The 23143-nt window shown below is 62.8% G+C and carries 16 protein-coding genes and 1 pseudogene; 6 read left to right on the top strand and 11 right to left on the bottom strand.

What is annotated here, in order from left to right:
* Positions 1–27: 27 nt before the first annotated feature.
* Positions 28–726 carry a sulfate transporter family protein gene (locus ACSQ3Z_RS06765; protein WP_436170558.1) on the bottom strand — a complete coding sequence of 233 codons (699 nt, stop codon included), beginning with the start codon at positions 724–726 and terminating at the stop codon, positions 28–30.
* Positions 727–801: 75 nt separating this feature from the next.
* Positions 802–1704 (bottom strand): DMT family transporter, encoded by a 903-nt coding sequence (locus ACSQ3Z_RS06760; RefSeq protein ID WP_436170557.1) that lies wholly within the window; start codon positions 1702–1704, stop codon positions 802–804.
* Between the two features lie 273 nt (positions 1705–1977).
* On the opposite strand from ACSQ3Z_RS06760, the gene ACSQ3Z_RS06755 reads away from it, so the two are divergent.
* From ACSQ3Z_RS06755 to ACSQ3Z_RS06745, 3 genes are all read left to right on the top strand, one after another.
* Positions 1978–2970 (top strand): adenosine kinase, encoded by a 993-nt coding sequence (locus ACSQ3Z_RS06755; protein WP_436170556.1) that lies wholly within the window; start codon positions 1978–1980, stop codon positions 2968–2970.
* 257 nt (positions 2971–3227) lie between these two features.
* Positions 3228–3965, top strand: a complete 738-nt coding sequence (locus tag ACSQ3Z_RS06750; RefSeq protein WP_436170555.1) for an antitoxin Xre/MbcA/ParS-like domain-containing protein — start codon at positions 3228–3230, stop codon at positions 3963–3965.
* Positions 3966–4302: 337 nt separating this feature from the next.
* Positions 4303–5385, top strand: coding sequence for a porin (locus ACSQ3Z_RS06745; RefSeq protein WP_436170554.1), 1083 nt, complete (start codon positions 4303–4305; stop codon positions 5383–5385).
* A 90-nt stretch (positions 5386–5475) separates the two neighbouring features.
* Here ACSQ3Z_RS06745 and ACSQ3Z_RS06740 read toward each other — a convergent pair whose 3' ends face one another.
* The 6 genes from ACSQ3Z_RS06740 to ACSQ3Z_RS06715 form a co-directional block, all read right to left on the bottom strand.
* Positions 5476–6549: a sensor domain-containing diguanylate cyclase gene (locus tag ACSQ3Z_RS06740; protein WP_436170553.1), complete on the bottom strand. Its 1074-nt coding sequence runs from the start codon at positions 6547–6549 to the stop codon at positions 5476–5478.
* A gap of 226 nt (positions 6550–6775) precedes the next feature.
* On the bottom strand, positions 6776–7855 hold the full coding sequence (locus ACSQ3Z_RS06735; RefSeq protein WP_436170552.1) for a serine/threonine-protein kinase: 1080 nt from the start codon (positions 7853–7855) through the stop codon (positions 6776–6778).
* Positions 7852–8805, bottom strand: a complete 954-nt coding sequence (locus ACSQ3Z_RS06730) for a protein kinase domain-containing protein (RefSeq protein ID WP_436170551.1) — start codon at positions 8803–8805, stop codon at positions 7852–7854. The genes ACSQ3Z_RS06735 and ACSQ3Z_RS06730 overlap by 4 nt, the downstream gene beginning before the upstream one ends.
* A gap of 98 nt (positions 8806–8903) precedes the next feature.
* Entirely contained in the window at positions 8904–9416 is a 513-nt protein-coding gene (locus ACSQ3Z_RS06725) for a hypothetical protein (RefSeq protein WP_436170550.1), read from the bottom strand.
* Positions 9403–9975, bottom strand: coding sequence for a PP2C family protein-serine/threonine phosphatase (locus ACSQ3Z_RS06720; protein ID WP_436170549.1), 573 nt, complete (start codon positions 9973–9975; stop codon positions 9403–9405). Before ACSQ3Z_RS06720 ends, ACSQ3Z_RS06725 begins: the two co-directional genes overlap by 14 nt.
* 118 nt (positions 9976–10093) lie before the next feature.
* A complete protein-coding gene (locus tag ACSQ3Z_RS06715; RefSeq protein ID WP_436170548.1) occupies positions 10094–12373 on the bottom strand; it encodes an NADP-dependent malic enzyme in 2280 nt (759 codons plus the stop codon).
* 239 nt (positions 12374–12612) lie between these two features.
* Between ACSQ3Z_RS06715 and mutS the strand changes: the two genes are divergently transcribed.
* Positions 12613–15348 (top strand): DNA mismatch repair protein MutS, encoded by a 2736-nt coding sequence (mutS, locus tag ACSQ3Z_RS06710; protein WP_436170547.1) that lies wholly within the window; start codon positions 12613–12615, stop codon positions 15346–15348.
* Between the two features lie 24 nt (positions 15349–15372).
* On the opposite strand, the pseudogene ACSQ3Z_RS06705 reads toward mutS, so the two are convergent.
* The 3 genes and pseudogenes from ACSQ3Z_RS06705 to ACSQ3Z_RS06695 all read right to left on the bottom strand — a co-directional run bounded on the left by ACSQ3Z_RS06705 (position 15373) and on the right by ACSQ3Z_RS06695 (position 19248).
* Positions 15373–16217, bottom strand: a pseudogene (locus ACSQ3Z_RS06705) (aldo/keto reductase).
* Between the two features lie 86 nt (positions 16218–16303).
* Positions 16304–16696 (bottom strand): CopM family metallochaperone, encoded by a 393-nt coding sequence (gene copM, locus ACSQ3Z_RS06700; RefSeq protein WP_436170546.1) that lies wholly within the window; start codon positions 16694–16696, stop codon positions 16304–16306.
* Between the two features lie 44 nt (positions 16697–16740).
* Positions 16741–19248, bottom strand: coding sequence for a heavy metal translocating P-type ATPase (locus tag ACSQ3Z_RS06695; protein WP_436170545.1), 2508 nt, complete (start codon positions 19246–19248; stop codon positions 16741–16743).
* Between the two features lie 107 nt (positions 19249–19355).
* Here ACSQ3Z_RS06695 and ACSQ3Z_RS06690 point away from each other — a divergent pair, with 107 nt between their 5' ends.
* Complete coding sequence (locus ACSQ3Z_RS06690; protein ID WP_436170544.1) at positions 19356–20285, top strand: glycosyltransferase family 25 protein; 930 nt, start codon at positions 19356–19358, stop codon at positions 20283–20285.
* Positions 20182–23121, top strand: coding sequence for a [protein-PII] uridylyltransferase (locus tag ACSQ3Z_RS06685; RefSeq protein ID WP_436170543.1), 2940 nt, complete (start codon positions 20182–20184; stop codon positions 23119–23121). Before ACSQ3Z_RS06690 ends, ACSQ3Z_RS06685 begins: the two co-directional genes overlap by 104 nt.
* Positions 23122–23143: the final 22 nt, after the last annotated feature.

The raw sequence follows: 23143 nt of genomic DNA, 5'->3' as shown, positions 1-23143 counted from the left end.
GATATGGCGGCGAGCCGCTGAGGATCGTCACCGGCGGCTTTCGCGTGCCGAAATCGCCTTGTGCAGATGCACCATGATGGCGGCGGCGAAGAGCGGCGTCACCAGATTGAGCAACGGCACGGCGAGGAAGGCAGCGATGGCCAGCCCAGCCAGAAACACCGTGCCGGCATACTGTCTGCGCAGGCCCTTGGCCTCGGCCTCCGGGCGAAAGCGCATGGCGGCGAATTCGAAGAACTCGCGCCCGAGCAGATAGCCGTTGACGATGAAGAAGGCGGCGATGTTGATGCCCGGCACCAAAAGCAGCAGCAAGGCGACGACGTTGCCGAGTATGACGACGCCGAAGAATTTTATTGACAGCACCAGCGAGCGCAGCGCCGGCACGGCGCGTCCGGGCGGATCGCCGGGATAGTCGGTGCGCTCGACCACTTCGGCGACATCATCGAGGAACAGGCCGGCGATGATCGCCGTCACCGGTGCGATGAGCAACGCCATCCCGAAGGCAAGAGCAATGGCGGCGACGAGGCCGCTCAGCCATCCGGCCCAGGACGGTAGACCGGGCAACAGCGCTTCGACCCACGGCAGGGCCAGCCAGTCGACAAGACCGGTCAGACCGAACCACAGCGCCACCAGCGCCAGCAGGGTCAGCCCGAGCGTCTTCAGGAAAACCGCTCGGAATTCGGGGGAGAACAGCTGACTGGCAGCGGCGCGGGCAGCGTCAAGGATCACGGCGTTTCCACCCCTGGGACAAAACGGACATCTCCGAGATAGGCGGCGACCCGACAGGCCACAAGGGCGACTTACCTACCCTGCGAGCGCTGCCTTGCGGGCCGGGATGGTCATGGCCGCCACGCCGGCGACGACAAAACCCATGCCGAGCCAGGCCGTCGAACCCAGGCTCTCGCCGAGGAAAAGCGCGCCGATGCCGACGCCGATCGGCACGCGCAGATAGGCTTGCGACGTCGTGCCGACCGAGCCCAATGTATGGATGAGGCGGAAAAAGATCGAGAAGGCGAGCGCGGTGGAAAACACCGACAGTCCAAGCAGCGCAAGGATCGACGCGGTCGAGGGCGAAAGCGTCCAGGGCCGATCGAAGACGAGGCTCAACGGTATGAGGATCGCCGCGCCGCAGATCATCGAGCCGGCGGCCGGCAGCATCGGGTCTAGTCCCCTGAAGTTGCGTCCGAAAATAGCGGCACCCGCGTAGCTGACGGTGGCGGCAATGACGGCAAGCTGCGCCCAGAGCTGGTGGCCAAGGCCGCCCAGCGCTTGCGCGCCGACGATGAGACATATGCCGGCAATGCCGGCGCCGACGCCGACCAGTTTGCGTAGCGTCACCGGTTCATGGCGGGTGATCAGCGCCGTCAGCAGGAAGGTGAAGATCGGCGAGGTCGCGTTGAGGATAGTGGCAAGGCCGGCATCGATCGAGCGTTCGGCGTCGGCAATCAGCGTGAACGGCACGACGCTGTTCAGGCAGGCCTGGAACATGAACCGGCGCCAGGTCACGGCATCCCTCGGCAAGGCGAGGCCGCGCCAGCGGATGAGCGCCAGCAGGATGCCGCCGGCGATCAGTGTCCTCCCTGCGATCAAGGTCACCGGCGGGATCGTCTCGACGCCGACCTTGATGAAGGAGTAGGACGCCCCCCAGAGCACGGCCAGCACGCCGAGCAGGGCCAGTTCGGTGGTCATGTCGGGCTTTGCGGGCATTGCTCGTTCGCACTTTCACAATTGATCGGACCGCTTCTAGCTCACGGCGAGGCGGAAATGTTTCGATCGCGACGCAACCATAGCCGCCATCGTCGTGGCTGACATGGTCCAGTTCGATGCGATGGCTGCCGCAGCCCCGGACATCGTGGCCGACGGCGAGTCGGCACGGCGGAAGGCGATGCCGATTTTCGGGGTAGGCAAAGCGGCTCCAACTCGCTAGACCCGCGCCCGGCCGGCATGGCAAAAAGCCGGTGGTTGTTGGCGGAGATATTGATGCCGGACTATGACGTGCTTTGCATCGGCAATGCCATTGTCGACATCATCGCCCAGTGCGACGAGGCGTTCCTCGAGACCAACGGCATCATCAAGGGGGCGATGAACCTGATCGACACCAGGCGCGCCGAACTGCTCTACAGCCGCATGGGGCCGGCGATCGAGGCGTCCGGCGGCAGCGCCGGCAACACGGCGGCGGGCATCGCCAGCTTCGGTGGCCGCACCGCCTTCTTCGGCAAGGTGTCGAACGACGCGCTCGGCGAAATCTACACCCATGACATCCAGGCCCAGGGCGTCGCCTTCGATACCAAACCCCTCGAAGGCGAGCCGCCGACGGCACGCTCGATGATCTTCGTCACGCCGGACGGCGAGCGCTCGATGAACACCTATCTCGGTGCCTGCGTCGAGCTCGGCCCGGAGGACGTCGAGGCCGACAAGGCCTCGGGTGCTGCGGTCACATATTTCGAAGGCTATCTGTGGGACCCGCCGCGCGCCAAGGAGGCGATCAGGCAGACCGCGCGGCTGGCGCATGCCGCGGGGCGCGAAGTGTCGATGACATTGTCGGATTCGTTCTGCGTCGACCGCTACCGCGACGAGTTCCTCGACCTGATGCGATCGGGTACCGTCGACATCGTCTTCGCCAACAGCCACGAGATCAAATCGCTCTACCAGACCGCCGCTTTCGACGAAGCGCTGGCCGCCATCCGCAAGGACTGCAAGATCGCCGCCGTCACCCGCTCGGAAAAGGGCTCGGTCATCGTGCGCGGCGACGAGACCGTCACCATCGAGGCGACGACGATCAAGGACCTGGTCGACACGACCGGTGCCGGCGACCTCTACGCCGCCGGTTTCCTCTATGGCTACACGACGGGACGCAGCCTGAAGGACTGCGGCGACCTCGGCTCGCTGGCGGCCGGGCTGGTCATCCAGCAGATCGGCCCGCGGCCGCGGCAGAATTTGCGCCGCGAAGCCGAGCAGGCGGGGCTGCTATAGTCTCGTTGCGTCACCCCTGATTGGCATCAAACGACGCCGCCTGTCGCGCGCCTGTCATAGAGCGCACCTAGACGCGATCGAGGCGTTTCGCGACTGATATTTCGAGACGCCCGCAGCCAGTCGGGGTGTCAAAAATGCAAGACAGCAGCCTGTCGGGTCGCTGCATCCGTTGTCGGCTCGATTTCCGCTTTCCGCTGTAGCCGTTCCACAACCGGCCGCAGCTGTGGAGGAGAGCGCGCGACCAGCAAGACAGATGCATGACCAGATTTCAAAATCCGATGGACGGAACTTCGCAGGAGGCCTTGGCGGGCCTGGTGGCGGAAGCTGTGCAACAGGCCCTGATCCAGCACGGCGTCCTCCTGGACACACAGGCCCTGGCTTCAGCCAGCGTGATCGCCGGCAGCATCGCTGCGGCACTTCCCTTCCTGTCGCAGACGGAGCGGCTTGCGGTCAGCTCCTTCAAGGGCGAATGGACTGCGCTCGCTACCGAATTCCTCCGCGCAATGGCGGACAATATCGCGCGCGGGGGCACGGCAAGCGCCGGCCCGGGCATGGCAAGTGCCGACAGCGCGGATGAGAGCCCTGCGCCGGGAAAGGACATCGAGAGGCTTGCATCCCCGCCCCTCCGCAAGCCGATCGATGATCTTCAGTCGATGCTGATCGAGGACTGGGCAGGCGAGGTCGCCGGATCGACCTATCTGGAGGAGAAGTTTCGCATACCGCGCTCGACGCTGCACCGCTGGCAAAGGCGCAACGAGGTCATTGCGCTGCGCAAGGGCGGCCGCAAGCATGCCTTCCCGCTGACCCAGTTCGTCGACGGCAGGCCTGCCGCGGGGATCAGCGAGGTGCTGGCGGCGATCGCCAATCCGAGGCTTGCCTGGTTCTGGCTGACCCGCCCTTCGCCCGAACTCGACGGCCGCATTCCGATCGAGATGCTGAAGCAGGACATGGTGGGCGACGTCGTGCCGGCCGCGCGCGATCTTTCGCCCGATTGACCTTCCGGGTTTGATCCATCGCTCGTGAGCCTCCTTCCCAGATATTAGTCGAATAAGTACCCTTCGAAAAACAGTCAAAATCCGCCTATCTCAAGCCTATTGAAATACAAATCTTGTGTCATTTGTTTCAGACGTGCCGCTTGTGCCATCTTGGCAAATGTATGACGTGACGCGAAAAGTCGTTTTTCGAACACAATCTCTGTTGAATGCCGCCGCCGCTCAGGCCATGTCGGGGGCGGAAGAACGGCGCGATGCGCGGCTTTCAACGTGGGGTGAAGCGGCAGGCTTCAGAGCCATGCCCGACCTGATTTGAACCTTTGACTGGAGATTCAAGAAAATGAACATCAAGAGCCTTCTTCTCGGCTCCGCTGCGGCTTTGATCGCAGTTTCGGGCGCACGCGCCGCCGACGCGGTCGTCGTCGCCGAGCCGGAACCGGCCGAGTATGTCAAGATCTGCGACGTCTACGGCGCCGGCTATTTCTACATCCCCGGTACCGAAACCTGCCTGCGCATCGGCGGCTACATCCGCTATGACGCCTCGTTCGGCGACGGTGGTCGTGTGCTGGACGGCCGGACAGCCACCGACGTCCAGGACGGCGACGTTCAGGACACCTGGAAAAAGAACGCGCGCTTCGCACTGAAGACCTGGACCGGCCAGGAAACCGAGCTCGGCACCTTGAAGACCTACACCGAGACCCGCTTCAACTACCCGAATGGTGGTCCCTCAAGTGTCTCGCTGAACTTCGCCTGGATCCAGCTCGGCGGGCTGCGGGTCGGCAAGGACGAATCCGTCTATGACTCGTTCATCGGCTATGCCGGCAATGTCGTACAGGACACGATCATTCCCTACGGCATCAAGGACACCAACCTGATCAGCTACTATTTCGACGCGGGCAACGGCTTCTCGGCGGTGGTTTCGCTCGAAGAAGGCTCCGGCGCGATTGGCACGATCGACAGCTATGTCCCGCACGTCGTCGGCGGCGTGAAGTACAATGGCGACTGGGGTGCGATCACCGGCGTCGTTGCTTATGACAGCAACTATGAAGAGGTGGCCGGCAAGGTTCGCCTCGACGTGAATGCGACAAAGGAACTGACCCTGTTCGTGATGGCCGGCTACGGCACCGACGACAACCTCTCGGACGCCAGCAACGCCATCCCGGCCAACGGCGTCGGCTTCTACAAGCCATGGACCGGCAACTTCGCCGTCTGGGGCGGCGGCACCTACAAGTTCAACTCGAAGACGGCCTTCAACGCGCAGGTCTCCTACACCGACGCCAAGGACTTCGCCGTGGCGGCGAACGTCGCCTACACCATCGTTCCGGGCTACACGATCACCGGCGAAGTCGACTATTACGACAATTTCGACGCGGACGACTCCGACGCGATCGGCGGCATCGTCCGCTTCCAGCGCTCGTTCTGAGAAATCCGCAATCTCGACGAAAAGGCCCGCGGCGAACGCTGCGGGCCTTTTTCATGTCGAGGGCCGAGGCCGTTGCGATGAGCGCGCCGCTCAGGCAGTCCGGCGATGCTTGCTGGCCGCAGGCTCCAGGGCGTCGGCGGTGACCAGCCGGTCGCGGCCGTTTTTCTTGCCGACATACATCAGCCGGTCGGCCAGCGCGACCAGAGCGTCGCCGTCGCCGGCTTCGGATGGATAGATGGCGACGCCGATGGTGCAGCCGACCTGGATGTCGCCATTCGGCGCTCGAACCTTGATGCGCAGCCGTTCCAGGACGCGTTCGGCGACGCGCACGGCCTTTTGCCTGGCTTGGTCCGATTGCCCCGAGAACAGGAAGGCGAACTCGTCGCCACCGAGCCGCGCCACGAAATCGTCGCTGCGCAGGACGGAGCGAAGGTGGTTCGACACGCGCTGCAGCAGCGCGTCGCCGGCCTCGTGGCCAAGCGTGTCGTTGACCTCCTTGAACCGGTCGAGGTCGATGAACAGAAGGCCGGCCGCCTGGCCGGTGCCGCCGCAGCGGGCGACCACCGATTTGAGCTCGTTGTGGAAGGCGCGCCGGTTGGGCAGGTCGGTCAGCAGATCGTGGTTGGCCGAATGGTCGCTCTGCTGCTTGGCGAGCTCGATCTCGCGCTTTTGCGCGGAGAGTTCCTCGTTGGCGACCTTCAGATCCTGCAGCAGCTCAGCGTTGAGGTCCTCGACAACCTTGCGGTCGCTGATGTCGACGACGAACCCTTCCAGGAATTCGAGCTCGCCGGCATCGTCCCAGACACCGCCGCCGATCTCGCGGACCCAGAGCGGTTCGCCGGCCTTCGGCACGATGCGATAGTCGACGTTCCAGTTGCGGCGCGCCTCGAGCGCGGCGTCGACGGCGGCATAGACCGAGGCAAGATCGTCCGGGTGGATGGCCGAGACATAGTCGCGCACGGCGTTGTGCACGAAATCCGTGGGCGGATAGCCGCTGACGGTGAAAATGCCGTCGCTGATATAGAGCATGGTGTAGGATTGATCGTTGCGGCAGCGGTAGAGATAGCCGTCCATGCGGCCGGTGATGCTGAGCAGCGCATCGAGCCGCTCGTCGTGGTAGACCCCGTGGCCGACCGCGGATGCAGGAACTCCGTCATGCTTCATGGCCGCACCCCCATTTGGCGGTCTGAGCGCGCCGCACATGCCGTTACGGCAAGTCGGCAAGAGGTTCCCTATACCCGATGGACGTTATCAATCTCTTATGGCTGGGGTGGGCTATCCGCACTTTGACCGATCCGATGACCACATCATGGCGCAGGACCTGCTGGCCAGCGGCCAGTTGGCGGCAATGTCGTCCGACCACTGGTAGGCGGCCCTTAACGGGCAACGCCTATTTCTTGGTGTTCAAGTAGACAATGGGAAACGCGCGGTCGTTGCCGAAACCAGGAGCCCGAGCGAACCAAATTCGCTTTCCAACGGATACGCCTCCACCGCCATAGAAGTTTGCTTTGTGATACATTAAATCTTTCCCATGGTCTGCGTGTATGAATCCCGTCGTGCTATTATTAATCTTGCTTATAACACCTAGCTCGTAGGGATCTAAGGAGTAGCACAGCGCCTCGCAATGTTTTACCAGCTCTTCCGCAGTTGGACGTTTGGATGGATCTTTCTTTAAACAATTAATTACTATTTCAAAAAGCTGCTTTCCAAGTTCCATAAATTGCACAGGACGAACTTGTTGAGGAAGCTCAGGCGCCACTGCATCAATTATCTTTGGTATCGACTTCAGACCAGTTCCAAAAGGCGGCACTCCCGAGAGAAGTCGATATATTATAGCAGCAATCGACCACACGTCAGATGGCATGGTTGCCACCTTGAAATCGTTTATACTTTCTGGAGACATGTAGGGAATTGCTCCCAACACAGTTTTTAATTGCGTTGTACCCTGAGACCCAGCCCACGCGCCTATCTCATCTTCCGCCAACTTTGCTATACCAAAATCCGTGATTTTGGCTCCTTCAAATTTCCAGCCGCCTACGATCGTAATGTTGCTTGGCTTGAGGTCACGATGAACAACTTTTGCTGCATGAGACGCAGCCAATCCCTTTGCCAGCTGATGCATCAATCTTGCGCACGTAGTCGGCGGCAAGAATGGCAAGTAGATTGACATCACCGTCTCCAGATCAGCCCCGTGAACCAGTTCTTCCACCAAGAATGCTCGATCGTCCGGTTCTTCAAGGTAATCCAATGTTTTAGCTACATTTGCCTGATTCACCTTTGCACTAACAACTGCGGATTGCCTGAAACGCTTCGCACCGGCATCATCCTTCGGGGTCTTGAGTGCAACCTCTCGGCCAAAGAGCTTATCTTCGGCCAGGTACACATGCTGCATGCCCCCCGCGTTAATCCATGACTTCGGCTGGTACCGCCCCCCTATCGGAGGCGTGTCCGCTGTAAGTGGACCATTCATAGCACAACCTCCGGATGAGAAACATCGGCAGTTATAGAGGTTCTGTAACCATTTGGGGGCCCAAGCACTATCACGGACGCTCCGACGAGTTTATCTCCAACAATCATCTGCTTATTATTTCGTCGCACATGCCCTGAAACAGCCGTAACCGAGAAATCGTACCCATCGTATTTTAGGCTTACCGTGTCAGATCCAACAGTTAACTTAACATTCCGAGACAGAGCACTCAAGCTGTGAACTTGCGCACCGTTTGTAATCAACATCCTATGCTTGTCAAATAGTAATTGGCGCGAAAGCACTAGTCGCACCTCTTCTGCGCTCGGCCTATCTTTCGGACTTTGGGCTATTGTTCGATTCATAACTGTCGCGATACTCGGTGGAAACGCGATGCCTAGCGCGGCAAAATCAAAACAAGGGAGCGTCGGCGGGATATGGTACAACTCCGCCGGTATCTTGCCGCCACCAAGAAGCCACAAGGACGAGACGCCAATCGCGAAGACGTCAACTGCGGTGGTGAAGTTGTGATTACCTGACGCATCGGTCTGAAATATCTCCGGCGCTGCGTACCCCTTTGTATAGTAGAGCACTTGCGTTTTCGCATCAGTTGCCAATTTCGCCAACCCGAAATCGAAGAGTTTAAGGACTCCGGCACCGTCAAATTTCATGTTCTCGGGCTTAAGGTCACGGTGCAGCCGGCTGTGGGCATGGACCTCTGCAATACCCGCGAACATCGGATAAAGTGCCCTCAGAGCCGCTGTCATATCAATAGGCGCCGGGAGCGGCGCAAGGTCAGGGCCATCAATGAACTCTTCGACAAGACCAACAATTTCACCGCCGTCATAGATGACGTCTAAGACCTGAACGACATACTTAGATCGAATGGCTGAGAGGGCCGCCAGCTCATCCATCAAACGATGCTTTTTCGATTCCCGGCTTAAGGCCCTTAACAACGACGCGGCGCTGAAGATGAGAATCTTCGCACAGGCAGGTATCTGACATTCCCCCGCCGTCGAGCACCTTTAGTACTTTGGCGTACCTTGGTGGCAGACTAATCATCCGAACTGCTCCCGTCAGCTCCGAACTTGATACTAAGTTGAGGTCGCTGAGGCTTAGTCTTTTCTTTAGAACCTGTCACTTTTTCACGCACGTTGCGTTTTGATCCAACCTTGTTATTCGGCTTGGAGGACTTTTCACGTTTTGGTGCCGGATGGCTACTAGCGATCCGCTTAACCGGGCGGTCTGTGGAGTCAGCCCCACCACCTTGCAGCCAGAGTTCGAGTGCACCTGAGGGACTCCAAACCATCAACGTTGATCCACCGTGAAACTGCGGCACAGGAGAAAAATCCGCCATGGATAGCGCGATGGCTGTAGCATTGTCTGCAACGTTGGTTGCGTCTGCGATATAGGTGAGCCTCCTTACCGCATCGACTGCACCACGAGTATTACGAAAAACCCCCTCAAGGATCTTTCTCCCCAGACTGTGAGCTCCATCCGACGTTAGTAAAAAGCGCTTTCTGACCTGTCCATCGACAGGAAAAATGTGGGGGTCAATAGAAATCACCGATCCCAATAAACTGCAGCAGGCGACTGTCGAGGGAGTCCTCGTCGGCCTGAGAACCTTTGACCACACCTTCGATAGTATCGTCCCTAGTGAGAAGAACCAACCCATCAGTATCATCGATGGAATATAGACGGCTATCTCCAACATGGACGGCCCAACTATGACCTGTACCCAATGCAACCAACGCTGTAAGTGTTGTGCCTCCATTTCCACCTAGCTGACGATAGACTACATCATTGGCGTTTCGCACGGCAACGGAGATTACAGGCGGCGAAAGATTATCAAGATTAGAAACCAGCCCTGCTAAAAACTCGCTAGTTGCAAGCGTGGCCGCAACGCCACCTTCCGCCATACCTCCCATCCCGTCGCAGACAACTCCTACCAAGGCAGCAGCACCGCTTTTAGAAACCATGTATGCGACGGCAGCCCGGTCTTGATTGTCTTCTCGAACCGGGCCTCGCAGCGATCCGATAGCCAGTCCAGGAGCCGACTGAGTGCTCCTTCCGGAAACACCACGTTCCAAAAAAAACTGAAGCCTCCTTGAAAGCTCTTGGTTCACAGTCGCCCCTTCGTCTCGGTCTGCGCTGATTTTGACATGGCTCCACATAGGCTGTCCAACAAACACGTGCACTAGGGGACGGAAGCTTGCCCCCCAATTGCTCTTATGCAGCCATTTCTCAGGCCCCCGCCGTATACGCCGCAATCGCCGCCATATTCACGATGTCACTGTCCTTGGCGTTCAGCGAGACAATCTGCACCGGCTTGTTGAGGCCGACCAGCAGCGGGCCGATGACGGTGGAGCCGCCGAGCTCCTGCAACATCTTGGTCGAGATCGAGGCCGAGTGGAATGCGGGCATGATCAGCACATTGGCCGGGCCAGTGAGCCTTATGAACGGGTATTGCGCCATGGCACGGGCATTCAGCGCCACGTCGGCGGCCATCTCGCCGTCATACTCGAAATCGACGCGGCGCTTGTCGAGGATGCGCACCGCTTCCTGCACGCGCTCGGAGCGTTCGCCCTGAGGATGGCCGAACGTCGAGTAGGCGAGCATGGCGAGCCTCGGCTCGTAGCCCATGCGGCGGGCAAAGCCGGCCGCCTCCTCGGCGATGTCGGCAATCTGCTCGGCATTCGGCATGTCGTGCACGGCGGTGTCGGCGACCAGCACCGTCCGTCCCCGCGCGAGCACGATCGACACGCCGATGACGCGGTGGCCGGGCTTGGCGTCGATGATGCGGCGGATGTCGTCGAGCGCCGTGGAATAGTTGCGGGTCACGCCGGTGACGATGCCGTCGGCATCGCCCAGCGCCACCATGCAGGCGGCGAAATGGTTGCGATCGTTGTTGATCAGCCGCTGGCAGTCGCGGAACAGGAAGCCTTTGCGCTGCATGCGCTCGTAGAGATAGTCGGTGTAGATGCCGTTGCGGCGCGACAGCCTGGCATTGATGATCTCGATGCCCTGCTTGTTGAGCTCGATGCCGGCTTGCTTGGCATTCTCCTTGATGACGTCGTCGCGGCCGAGCAGGATGGCGGTGCCGAGCTTCTGGTTCACATAGGAGACGGCGGCGCGCATCACCTGCTCTTCCTCGCCCTCGGCGAAGACGATGCGCTTGGGCTGGCGGCGCACGCGGTCGTAGATGCGCTGCAACGTCGAGGCGATCGGGTCGCGGCGGGCCGAAAGCTCCTGCGCGTAGCGATCGAGATCGAGGATCGGCTTGCGGGCGACGCCCGAGTCCATCGCCGCCTTGGCGACCGCAAGCGGGATGGCCGCGATCAGGCGCGGGTCGAACGGCACCGGGATGATGTAGTTGGGGCCGAATTTCGGCCGGTTGCCCTGATAGGCGGCGGCGACGTCGTCGGGCACGTCCTTGCGCGCCAGTTCGGCCAGCGCGTGGGCCGCGGCGATCTTCATCTCGTCATTGATGGTGGTGGCCCTGACATCCAGCGCGCCGCGGAAGATGTAGGGGAAACCGAGCACATTGTTGACCTGGTTCGGATAATCCGAGCGGCCGGTGGCCATGATGGCGTCGGTGCGGATCTCGGCCACTTCCTCCGGCGTGATCTCCGGATCGGGATTGGCCATGGCGAAGATGATCGGGTTCTTGGCCATCGACTGCACCATCTTGGTGGTCAGCGCGCCCTTGGCGGAGACGCCGAGGAAAACGTCGGCGCCGTCCAGCGCTTCGGCCAGGCTGCGCGCCTCGGTCTTGACCGCATGCGCCGACTTCCACTGGTTCATGCCTTCGGTGCGGCCTTGAAAGACGACGCCCTTGGTGTCGCACAGGATGATGTTTTCCGGCGAAAAACCCATCGCCTTCATCAGTTCGATGCAGGCGATGCCGGCGGCACCGGCGCCGTTGCAGACCATCTTCGTGGTCTTCATGTCGCGGCCGGTGATCTCCAGCGCGTTGATCAGGCCGGCGGCCGAGATGATGGCGGTGCCGTGCTGGTCGTCATGGAAGACCGGAATGTCCATCAATTCGCGCAACCGCTGCTCGATGATGAAGCACTCGGGTGCCTTGATGTCCTCGAGATTGATGCCGCCGAACGAGGGCCCGAGGTAGCGCACGCAGTTGATGAACTCGTCGGCATCCTCGGTGTCGACTTCGAGGTCGATGGAATCGACATCGGCGAAGCGCTTGAACAACACCGCCTTGCCTTCCATCACCGGCTTGGAGGCCAGCGCGCCGAGATTGCCGAGACCGAGGATGGCGGTGCCGTTGGAGATGACGGCGACCATGTTGCCGCGCGTCGTATAGTCGAAGGCGCGGCTCGGATCCTCGGCGATGGCGCGCACGGGAACGGCGACACCCGGCGAATAGGCGAGGCTCAGGTCACGCTGCGTCGCCATCGGTTTTGTGGCGACGATCTCCAGCTTGCCCGGGCGGCCCATGGCATGGAATTCCAACGCCTCCTGGGCGCTGACGGAGGGACCGCTGTTTTCGGTTTTCCTGGCCATGATGCTCTTGATTTCCTCGCCGGTGCGGCACCCTTGAGATGGATGCCATGTTTTTGTGAGCTTCCGGATTAAGGCCACACGAGGACGCTGTAAACCGCCAAGCGATCCGGAAATGCGCTTCCAGCATGTCGCGGGCTGTTGGCGGTCCGGCGCTGGCAACAGCAGGAGCGGCCGCTTCTTCCCCTGCTTTTCGAGCCGCCGGCATTAAACCGCGCCATCACATCTGCTAGCGTGCTGGCATGAACATGCACACGCCAACCGAGCCCGACGCCCCAGAGGCGATGACGCCTACGCCCGCCGCCGCGCCAGCCGGCGCCACGCCGATGATGGAGCAGTACATCGAGATCAAGGCGGCGAACCCGGATTCGCTGCTGTTCTACCGCATGGGCGATTTCTACGAGCTGTTCTTCGACGACGCCGAAAAGGCGAGCCGGGCGCTCGGCATCGTCTTGACCAAGCGCGGCAAGCACCAGGGCCACGACATCCCGATGTGCGGCGTGCCGGTGCATGCGGCCGACGACTATCTGCAGAAGCTGATCGGCCAGGGTTTTCGTGTCGCCGTCTGCGAGCAGATCGAGGACCCGGCGGAAGCCAAGAAACGCGGCGGCAAATCGGTGGTGCGCCGCGACGTGGTGCGGCTGGTGACGCCCGGCACCATCACCGAGGACAAATTGCTGGCGCCGTCGGAATCAAGCTTCCTGATGGCGCTGGGGCGGGTGAAGGGCGGGGCCGCCGAGCATTCCTTCGCGCTGGCCTGGATCGAGATGTCGACCGGCGTCTTCCGCGCCGCCGAAACCACCGCCGACCGGCTGCTGGCCGACGTGTTCCGCGTCGATCCGCGCGAGCTGATCGTCGCCGAACCGGTATTCTACGACCCGGAGCTGAAGCCGGTGTTCGACGTCATCGGCCGCGTCGCCAGTCCGCAGCCGCCGTCACTGTTCGATTCGGCATCGGCGCCTGGGCGCATAGCCCGCTTCTTCGAGGTGGCGACGCCGGACAGTTTTGGAACGTTTTCCCGCGCCGAGCTGTCGGCGATCTCCGGCACTATTGCCTATGTCGAGAAGACGCAGAAGGCCGAGCGGCCGCCACTGTCGCGGCCAGAGCGCGAGGAAGCCGGCTCGACGCTGTTCATCGACCCGGCGACGCGCGGCAATCTGGAGCTGCTGCGCACTTTGTCGGGCAGTCGCGAGGGTTCGCTGTTCAAGGCGATCGACCGCACGGTGACCGGTGGCGGCGCACGCCTGCTGGCCGACCGGCTGATGGCGCCGTTGACCGACCCGGTGGCGATCGGCGCCAGGCTGGATTCGGTGTCGTTCTTCCGTTCCGAGACGCGGCTCTGCCAGGCGGTGCGGACGAACCTGAAGAGCGTCGCCGACATGCCGCGCGCGCTGTCCAGGCTGGCGCTCAACCGCGGCGGTCCGCGCGATCTCGGCGCGCTGCGCGCCGGCTTCGAGGCGGCAGGCGCGATTGCCGAGATCTTTGCCGCGACCGCCCTGCCCCACGAATTGGCGGCAGCGCTCACCGCCATCAAGGCATTGCCGCGCACGCTCTCAGAGCATCTCAGCCAGGCACTCAGCGAGGAGCTGCCGTTGCTCAAGCGCGACGGCGGCTTCGTGCGCGGCGGCTACCATCCCGAACTCGACGAGATGCGGGCACTGCGCGACGAATCCCGAAAAGTGATCGCCGGGCTGGAGCGCTCGCTGATCGAGGAGACCGGCATCCGCTCGCTCAAGATCCGGCACAACAATGTGCTCGGCTATTACATCGAGGTGACCGCCAATCACCACTCGATCATGACCGGCAGCGACGGCGCCAAGGCGCGCTTCATCCATCGCCAGACCATGGCCAACGCCATGCGGTTTACCACGACGGAGCTCGCCGAACTCGAGACAAAAATCGCCAACGCGGCCGACCGGGCACTGAGCATCGAACTGGCCACTTTCGACAGGCTGACGGCGGAGGTGGTGGGCGAAGCAGACAGCATCCGCGCCGGCGCCGAGGCGCTTGCCGTGATTGACGTGTCGGCGGCCCTTGCCCTGCTTTCGGAAAGCGAGGCCTGGTGCCGTCCGGTGGTGGATTCCAGCCTTGCCTTCGATATCTCCGGCGGGCGGCATCCGGTGGTCGAACAGGCGTTGCGGCGTTCGGGCGAAGGACCGTTCGTCGCCAATGATTGCGACCTGTCGCCGGAAGGCGGCGCGAAGAACGGCGCGATCTGGCTGCTGACCGGCCCCAACATGGGCGGCAAATCGACCTTCCTGCGGCAGAACGCGCTGATCGCCATCCTTGCCCAGACCGGCTCGTTCGTGCCGGCGACATCTGCCCATATCGGCGTCGTCGACCGGCTGTTTTCGCGGGTAGGCGCCTCGGACGACCTGGCGCGCGGGCGTTCGACCTTCATGGTCGAAATGGTCGAGACGGCGGCGATCCTCAACCAGGCGGGTGAACGCGCACTCGTCATCCTGGACGAAATCGGCCGCGGCACCGCCACCTTCGACGGCCTGTCGATCGCCTGGGCGGCGGTCGAATATCTGCATGAGAAGAACCGCTGCCGGGCGATCTTCGCCACCCACTTCCACGAGATGACAGCGCTGGCCGGCAAGCTGCCGCGGCTGCACAACGTCACCATGCGGGTCAAGGAATGGGAAGGCGACGTGGTCTTCCTGCACGAGGTCGGCAAGGGTGCCGCAGACCGCTCCTACGGCGTCCAGGTGGCGCGGCTCGCCGGCCTGCCGGAAGTGGTGGTCGGGCGGGCGAAGGAGGTGCTGCACCAGCTGGAGGAAGGTGAGGTTTCGGGCAAGGCCAACCGGCTGGTCGACGATTTGCCGCTGTTTTCGGTGGCGGTGAAGCGGGAAGCGCCGAAACCGGTCAAGAACGATGCCCTGGGCGAGGCACTGGGCGCGATCAATCCTGACGAGATGACGCCACGCGAGGCGCTGGAGGCGCTGTACAGGCTGAAGGGGATGGCGGGGAAGTAAGAGCGGCGTCGCCGAAGCTGCCGCTCAAATCATCTCCAGCCCGCGCTTGCGGGTCGGCGGCGGAAAGGCGCGGTCGAGGTCGGCGAGATCCTGTGGCGTCAGCTTGATGTCGAGCGCGGAGGCGTTCTGGCGCACATGCTCCTGCTTCGTCGCTTTTGGTATTGCGATGACGTCCGGCTGTGCCATCACCCAGGCAAGCGCTATCTGCGCCGGGGTAGCATTGTGGCGGGCGGCGATGGCCTCGAGCCTGGTGTTGCGCGCCAACGCACCCTGCTCGACCGGCGAATAGGCCATCAGCGGAATGCCGCGTTGCCGGCTCCACGGTGCAAGGTCGAATTCGGGGCCGCGCCGCGACAGATTGTAGAGCACCTGGTTGGTCTGGACACTGCCGCCGTCAGGCAGGCCGACCAGTTCCTCCATCTCGTCGGTGTCGAAATTGCTGACGCCCCAGGACGGATTTTGCCGGCCTTTTTCAGCGCCTCGAACGCCTCGACCGTCTCCGCCAAAGGCACGCTGCCCGGCCAATGCAAGAGATAGAGATCGATCCGGTCGGTGGCGAGGCGTTTCAGGCTGCTCTCGCAGGCGCGCTGCACGCCGGAGCGCGAGGCATTGGAGGGCAGCACCTTGGAGACCAGGAAGGTCTCGTCGCGGCGCCCGGCAACAGCCTCCGCCACCACCTCCTCGGCGCCGCCGCTGGCATACATTTCGGCGGTGTCGATCAGCGTGACGCCAAGGTCCAGGCCGAGCTGCAGAGCCTTCACCTCATCGGCACGGCGACGGGCATCCTCGCCCATTTTCCAGGTGCCCTGGCCGAGCACGGCGACGGCTTCGCCGGAGGGCAAAGTGGTGGTTCTGATCGTTGACGGCATGGCATGCTCCACTTGGTGCCGGATCGCAGCACAGGCGACGTGGGAAATCCAGACGAATGTCCCGTCCGGACGGTCCCGGCCTGCTGCTACTTCACCGGATGAGCGGCGAGCCAGGCCTGCATCTCTTTGATCTCGGCTTCCTGCGCGGCGATGACGCCTTCGGCCAGCTTGCGGATTTCCGGATCCTTGCCGTTGGCAAGCTCGACCTTGGCCATGTCGATCGCGCCTTGATGATGCGGGATCATGCCGCGAACGAAATCGAGGTCGGCATTGCCGGTACTTTCGATCGCCATCATGTCGGCGTGCATCTTGTCCATCGCCGCCTTGTACCCAGCGGCCGAAGGGCTGTCGGCGCCCATCGCCATGCCGGACATGTCGTGCTTCATCTCCTCCGATTGTGCAGGAACGCTTTCGAGGAACACTGCGAGCAGCATTCCCGCCGCCATCAGCAAAAGCACAATCTTCTTGGCCAAATTCATCCGTGATCTCCTGTTGAATGGAATTCCGTATTTGGGAGCTTTGCTCAGAGTTTCAACGTTCTCAGCCGCAACGCGTTGCCGATGACCGAGACCGAGGACAGGCTCATCGCCGCCGCCGCCAGCATCGGCGACAAAAGCGTGCCGGTGAGCGGGTAGAGCACGCCGGCGGCGACCGGTACGCCGAGCACGTTGTAGAGGAAGGCGAAGAACAGGTTCTGGCGGATGTTGCGGATCGTCGCCTGGGCAAGCGTGCGCGCCCTGACGATGCCGTTGAGGTCGCCCTTGACCAGGGTGATCCCGGCGCTTTCGACCGCGACATCGGCGCCGGTGCCCATGGCGATGCCGACATCGGCGGCAGCAAGTGCCGGCGCGTCGTTGACGCCGTCGCCGGCCATGGCGACCCCTGCGCCTTTCGAGCGCAATTCCTCGACAAGGGCCGCCTTCTGTTCCGGCAGCATGCCGGCGCGAACCTCGTCGATGCCGAGCCTGCCGGCTATGGCCTTGGCCGTGCGCTCATTGTCGCCGGTCGCCATGATGATCCTCAAGCCCCTGTCATGCAGCGCCTTGATCGCCTCCGCTGTCGTCGCCTTGACCGGATCGGCGACGGCGACGATGCCGGCCAGCCTTTTCCCCACGGCAACGAACATCACCGTCTTGCCGTCCGTTTGCAGCGCCGTTGCCTGTTCACCGAGCGGCGCGGTGACGATGCCGAGATCGGCCATCATCGCTGCGTTGCCGAGCGCAACTTTGCTGCCCGACACCGTGCCGGAAACACCCTTGCCGGTGACCGCCTCGAAATCGCTGGCGTCGGCGACCTTCAGGCCCCGTTCGCCGGCGCCATCGACAATGGCCTCGGCCAGCGGATGCTCCGAGCCCTTTTCGAGGGCGGCAGCGAGTGCCAGCAATTCATTCTCCGCCATGCCTTCGGCGGCGACGACATCGGTCAATCGCGGCCGGCCCTCGGTCAAGGTGCCGGTCTTGTCGACGATCAGCGTATCGACTGAGGCAAAGCGTTCGAGTGCCGCGGCCTCCTTGATCAGCACGCCGGCATGGGCGCCGCGCCCGGTCGCGGTCATGATCGACATCGGCGTCGCCAGGCCGAGCGCGCAGGGACAGGCGATGATCAGAACTGACACCGCCGAGACGATGGCGAAGATCAGGCTGGGCTGGGGACCGAGGATTGCCCAGGCGACGAAGGCGATGATCGCGACCAGCACGACGGCAGGGACGAAATAGAAGGAGACGCGATCGGCCAGCCCCTGGATCGGCGCGCGCGAACGCTGCGCCTTGGCGACGAGCTCGACGATGCGGGCCAGCGTCGTCTCGGCGCCGATCCGCTCGGCGCGCATGACCAGCGAGCCGTTCTTGTTGAGCGTGCCACCGGTCAGGGCATCGCCTTCGGTCTTTTCGACCGGCAGGGGCTCGCCAGATATCATCGATTCGTCGACCGAGGAGCGGCCTTCGAGCACGGTGCCGTCGACCGGCACGGCATCGCCGGGGCGGATGCGCAGCCGGTCACCGGCCTTGACCGTGTCAAGCGGCACGTCCGTCTCGGAACCGTCCGCGCCGATCAGCCTGGCCGTCTTCGGCGCCAGGTCTAGCAAGGCGCGGATCGCCGAGCCGGTCTTTTCACGGGCGCGCAGTTCGAGAACCTGGCCGAGGAACACCAGCGCGACGATGACGGCGGCGGCCTCGAAATAGACCGGGACAGTGCCGCCGTGGCCGCGGAACTGATGCGGAAATATATCCGGAAACAGCGTGGCGACGACGCTGTAGAGGTAAGCCGCGCCGACGCCCAGCGAAATCAGCGTCCACATGTTGGGGCTGCGGTTGAGGACCGACTGCCCGCCACGATGGAAGAAGGGGAATGCCGCCCACAGCACCACCGGGCTCGCCAGCGCCAGTTCAAGCCAGGCCTTCGACCGATCGTCGATGAGGCTTTCGAAGCTCAGACCGAGCATCGGCGCCATGGCGATGATCAGCAAAGGCAAGGACAGCACCGCGCTGACCCAGAAGCGCCTGGTGAAATCGACCAGTTCCGGGTTCGGCCCCTCGTCGCCGGTCGGCACGCCCATCGGCTCCAGCGCCATGCCGCAGATCGGGCAGGCGCCAGGCTTGTCGCGAATGATTTCGGGATGCATCGGGCAGGTGTATTGCGTGCCTTTCGGCATCGCCTGCGGCTCGGGCCTATCGCCGAGATATTTCGCGGGTTCCGCCTCGAACTTCGACCTGCAGCCGGCGGAACAGAAATAGAGGCCCTGACCCTCGTGACGCAAAAAGTACTTTGCGGTGGCGCGGTCGACGCTCATGCCGCACACGGGATCGGTGGCCGTCAGGTATTTTTCCGGCTCGGCGACGAATTTCGCGCGGCAACGCTCGCTGCAGAAATGGTGAACCTGACCGCCATGCTCGGCCATCGGCTTGCCGACGGCCGGATCGACGGTCATGCCGCAGACCGGATCGCGGATGACGGCCGCCGCGCCTGGCGCGGCACCTTTCGCGGAGCAGCAGCCTCCGGCGTGCGCGTGATGATCATGGTCGGAATGGGCCATCCGGAATGCCTCTGATGTCTCGATCTGGTGCGGAAGTAGGGCTTCCAGTAACTGGAAGGTCAAGGGCCAGTTTCGACTTTTCGTGCCGTGGCGCAGTCGAAATCGCATTGGCAAAGAAATACCGCGCGCGGTTGCGCCATATGCTATGGACGCCCACTTCCCGCAATCGCATCGATCCCGCTCAAATGAAGTGCCTGGTCATCAACCTCGATCGGTCCGCCGACAGACTTGCCCATATCAAGGGCGAGTTCTCGCGCATCGGTGTGGGATTCGAGCGGGTCGCCGCGATCGACGCGCAGGAACGGCCGGATCTGGCCTCGATGCCGCTCAAGGTCAAGCGCATAGCGCCATGGCGCCTCGCCGACGCCGAGATCGCCTGCCTGCTCAGCCACAGAGCTTGCTGGACGATCGTCGCGGCAGGCGAGGATGCCTACGGCGCCATCTTCGAGGACGATGTCATCTTTTCCGGGAGAGCCGGCGCATTGCTCGCCGATCCCAGTTGGGTTCCCGCCGACGCCGATATCGTCAAGCTTGAGACGTTCCTCAACAGGACCACCATCGCGCGCAAACGCATTGCCGCCGGCCACGGGTTTTCAGTCAGCAGGCTGCACGCGACCCATATCGGTTCGGCCGGCTACATCCTCTCACGACAGGCGGCGAGCGATCTCATCAAGGCTACCGAAGATATCGGCATCCCGGTCGATCAGCTCCTCTTCAATCCGAAATTCGAGACATCGTCGAGCAAGACGATCTACCAGATGGTTCCGGCGCTGTGTGTGCAGGGCCAGTTCCTGGCAGGCAATGCTGTCCGGCTACCGAGCCTGCTCAAGCGGGATCGCGACGATCAGCTCGCCACGAGCGGCACGGACAGGAAACGCAAGAAGTCCACCATCACCAGGGTAAGGCTCGAGATCAGGCGCCTGACACGGCAGTTTGCCGATTTCTGCCGGCTGCGGCAGTGGAAGACCATCCCGTTCGAGCATCAAGGCAAGCGCGTTCGACCGCCCCATACCCAGCCCCGCGAAAACGCGCTATAGACGCCGCCAAAAAGGCGAGACCCAACCTCCGCATATGGCAAAAATATCCCTGAAACTCGACGAGCTGATCGACGGCGACGCCTTGCGCCGCGAGATGACGGCACTGACTGCGGCAACGGCCGGCGACGGGTCCGGCCAGGCCACGCGGGGTCGCGTCCTCCAGCTGCTCAAGGGCCGGCTCGCCGACGGCCGAAAGATCGCCGAGACCATGCTGAAGGACGACGGCGGCGGCACCGCCTGCGCCGCCCGGCTGTCGCATCTCATGGACGAGATCATCCGCGCGCTCTACGATTTCGCGGCGACCCATGTCTACCGCGTCAAGAACCCGTCTTCGGCCGAACGCATGGCCGTGGTCGCGGTCGGCGGCTATGGCCGCGGCACGCTGGCGCCGGGCTCCGACATCGACCTTTTGTTCCTGCTGCCCTACAAGCAGACGCCGTGGGGCGAGCAGATCGTCGAATACATGCTCTACATGCTGTGGGATCTCGGCCTGAAGGTCGGCCACGCCACCCGCAACATCGACGAGTGCCTGAGACTGTCGCGCACCGACATCACCATCCGCACCTCGATCCTGGAAGCGCGTTTCCTGTGGGGCGAGCTGAAACTCTATGACGAGCTCCTGCTGCGCTTCGACCACGAGGTGGTGCGCACGACAGGGCCCGAATATGTGCAGGCGAAGCTTGCCGAGCGCGATGAGCGCCATGCCAAAGCCGGCGAAAGCCGCTATCTCGTCGAACCCAATGTCAAGGATGGCAAGGGCGGCCTGCGCGACCTGCAGACCCTGTTCTGGATCGCCAAGTATTTCTACCGTGTGCGCACCGGCGGGGAGCTGGTCGACAAGGGCGTTTTCACGGAAGCCGAATACCGCGAGTTCCAGAAAGCCGAGGATTTTCTCTGGGCGGTGCGCTGCCACATGCATTTCCTCACCGGCAAGCCCGAGGAGCGGCTGCATTTCGATATCCAGCGCGAGATCGCCGAACGGCTGGGCTACACCACTCATCCCGGCCTGTCGGCGGTCGAGCGCTTTATGAAGCACTACTTCCTCGTCGCCAAGGATGTGGGCGACCTGACCCGCATCTTCTGCGCGGCGCTGGAGGAGGAACAGGCCAAGCACGTGCCGGGCTTCAACCGCATCTTCCTCACCTTCTCGCGCCGCAAGCGCAAGCTCGCCGGCACGTCCGATTTCATCGTCGACAACCACCGCATCAACGTCGCCGACGACCTGGTGTTCGAGCGCGATCCGGTCAATCTCTTGCGGCTGTTCTGGTTCGCCGACAAGCACGGGCTGGAGTTCCATCCCGACGCGCTGAAGCTCCTGACCCGTTCGCTCGGCCTGGTCGGCAAGGCGCTCAGGCGCGACGAGGAGGCCAACCGGCTGTTCCTCGACATCTTGACCTCGGATCGCAACGCCGAGCTCAATCTCAGGCGCATGAACGAGGCGGGGCTGCTCGGCAGACTGATCCCCGATTTCGGCAAGATCGTCGCCATGATGCAATTCTCGATGTACCACCACTATACGGTGGACGAACACCTGATCCGCTGCATCGGCGTGCTGGCCGAGATCGAGCGCGGCGACGGCGAGAAGGTGCATCCGCTGTCCCACACGCTGATGCCCGGACTGAAGAAGAGCCGCGAGGCGCTCTATGTGGCGGTGCTGCTGCACGATATCGCCAAGGGGCGCCTGGAGGACCATTCGGAGGTTGGCGCGCGCATCGCGCGGCGCATCTGCCCGCATATGGGCCTGTCGGCGGCCGACACCGAAACCGTCGCCTGGCTGGTCGAGAACCATCTCGTAATGTCGATGACGGCGCAGACGCGCGACCTCAACGACCGCAAGACGATCGAGGATTTCGCCTCGATCGTGCAGTCGGTCGAGCGGCTGAAGCTGTTGCTGATCCTGACCGTCTGCGACATCAGAGGCGTCGGGCCGGGCGTGTGGAACGGCTGGAAGGGCCAACTGCTGCGCACGCTCTATTACGAGACCGAACTGCTTCTCACCGGAGGCTTCTCGGAAGTGTCGCGCGCCGAGCGCACTGCCGCCGCGCGCGAGCGGCTGGCCGAGGCGCTGGCCGAATGGCCGGCCAAGGACCGCAAGCGCTATGTCGCCCAGCATTACGAGAACTATCTGCTGACCGTGGACCTAGCCGACCAGCTGCGCCACGCCGAATTCATCCGCGAGGCGGACGCGGCGGGCAAGAAGCTCGCCACCATGGTCAAGACCCATCAGTTCGAGGCGGTGACCGAGATCACCGTTCTGGCGCAGGACCATCCGCGCCTGCTGTCGGTGATCGCCGGCGCCTGCGCCGGGGCCGGCGGCAACATCGTCGACGCGCAGATCTTCACCACCTCCGACGGCCGTGCGCTGGACACCATCCTGATCAGCCGGGAATTCGACCTCGACGAAGATGAGCGTCGCCGCGCCGAGCGCGTCGGCCGATTGATCGAGGACGTGCTGTCGGGCAAGAGCTGGCTGCCCGAAATGATCGAGAAGCGCACCAAGCCCCGGCGCGGAGCCAAGGTCTTCCGCATTCAGCCGCGCGCCGAAATCCGGAACTCGCTGTCGAATCGCTTCTCGGTGATCGAGATCGAGGGGCTGGACCGGCCGGGCCTGCTGTCGGAGATCACCGGCGCGCTGTCGGACCTGTCGCTCGACATCGCCTCGGCGCACATCACCACCTTCGGCGAAAAGGTGATCGACACCTTCTATGTCACCGACCTGACGGGGCAGAAGATCGACAGCCCGACTCGCATGGCCACCATTCACAAAAGGCTGATCGAGACCCTCGAAGGCACCGCGCCGGAGCGCAACGGCAAGGCCAAGGCGGCCGCCGAGTGAGGATCACCATCACTTTGTCCCA

The organism is Mesorhizobium sp. LjNodule214 (assembly GCF_964252735.1).
Lineage (GTDB): Bacteria > Pseudomonadota > Alphaproteobacteria > Rhizobiales > Rhizobiaceae > Mesorhizobium.
This window is presented reverse-complemented; position numbering and strand designations above follow the sequence as displayed.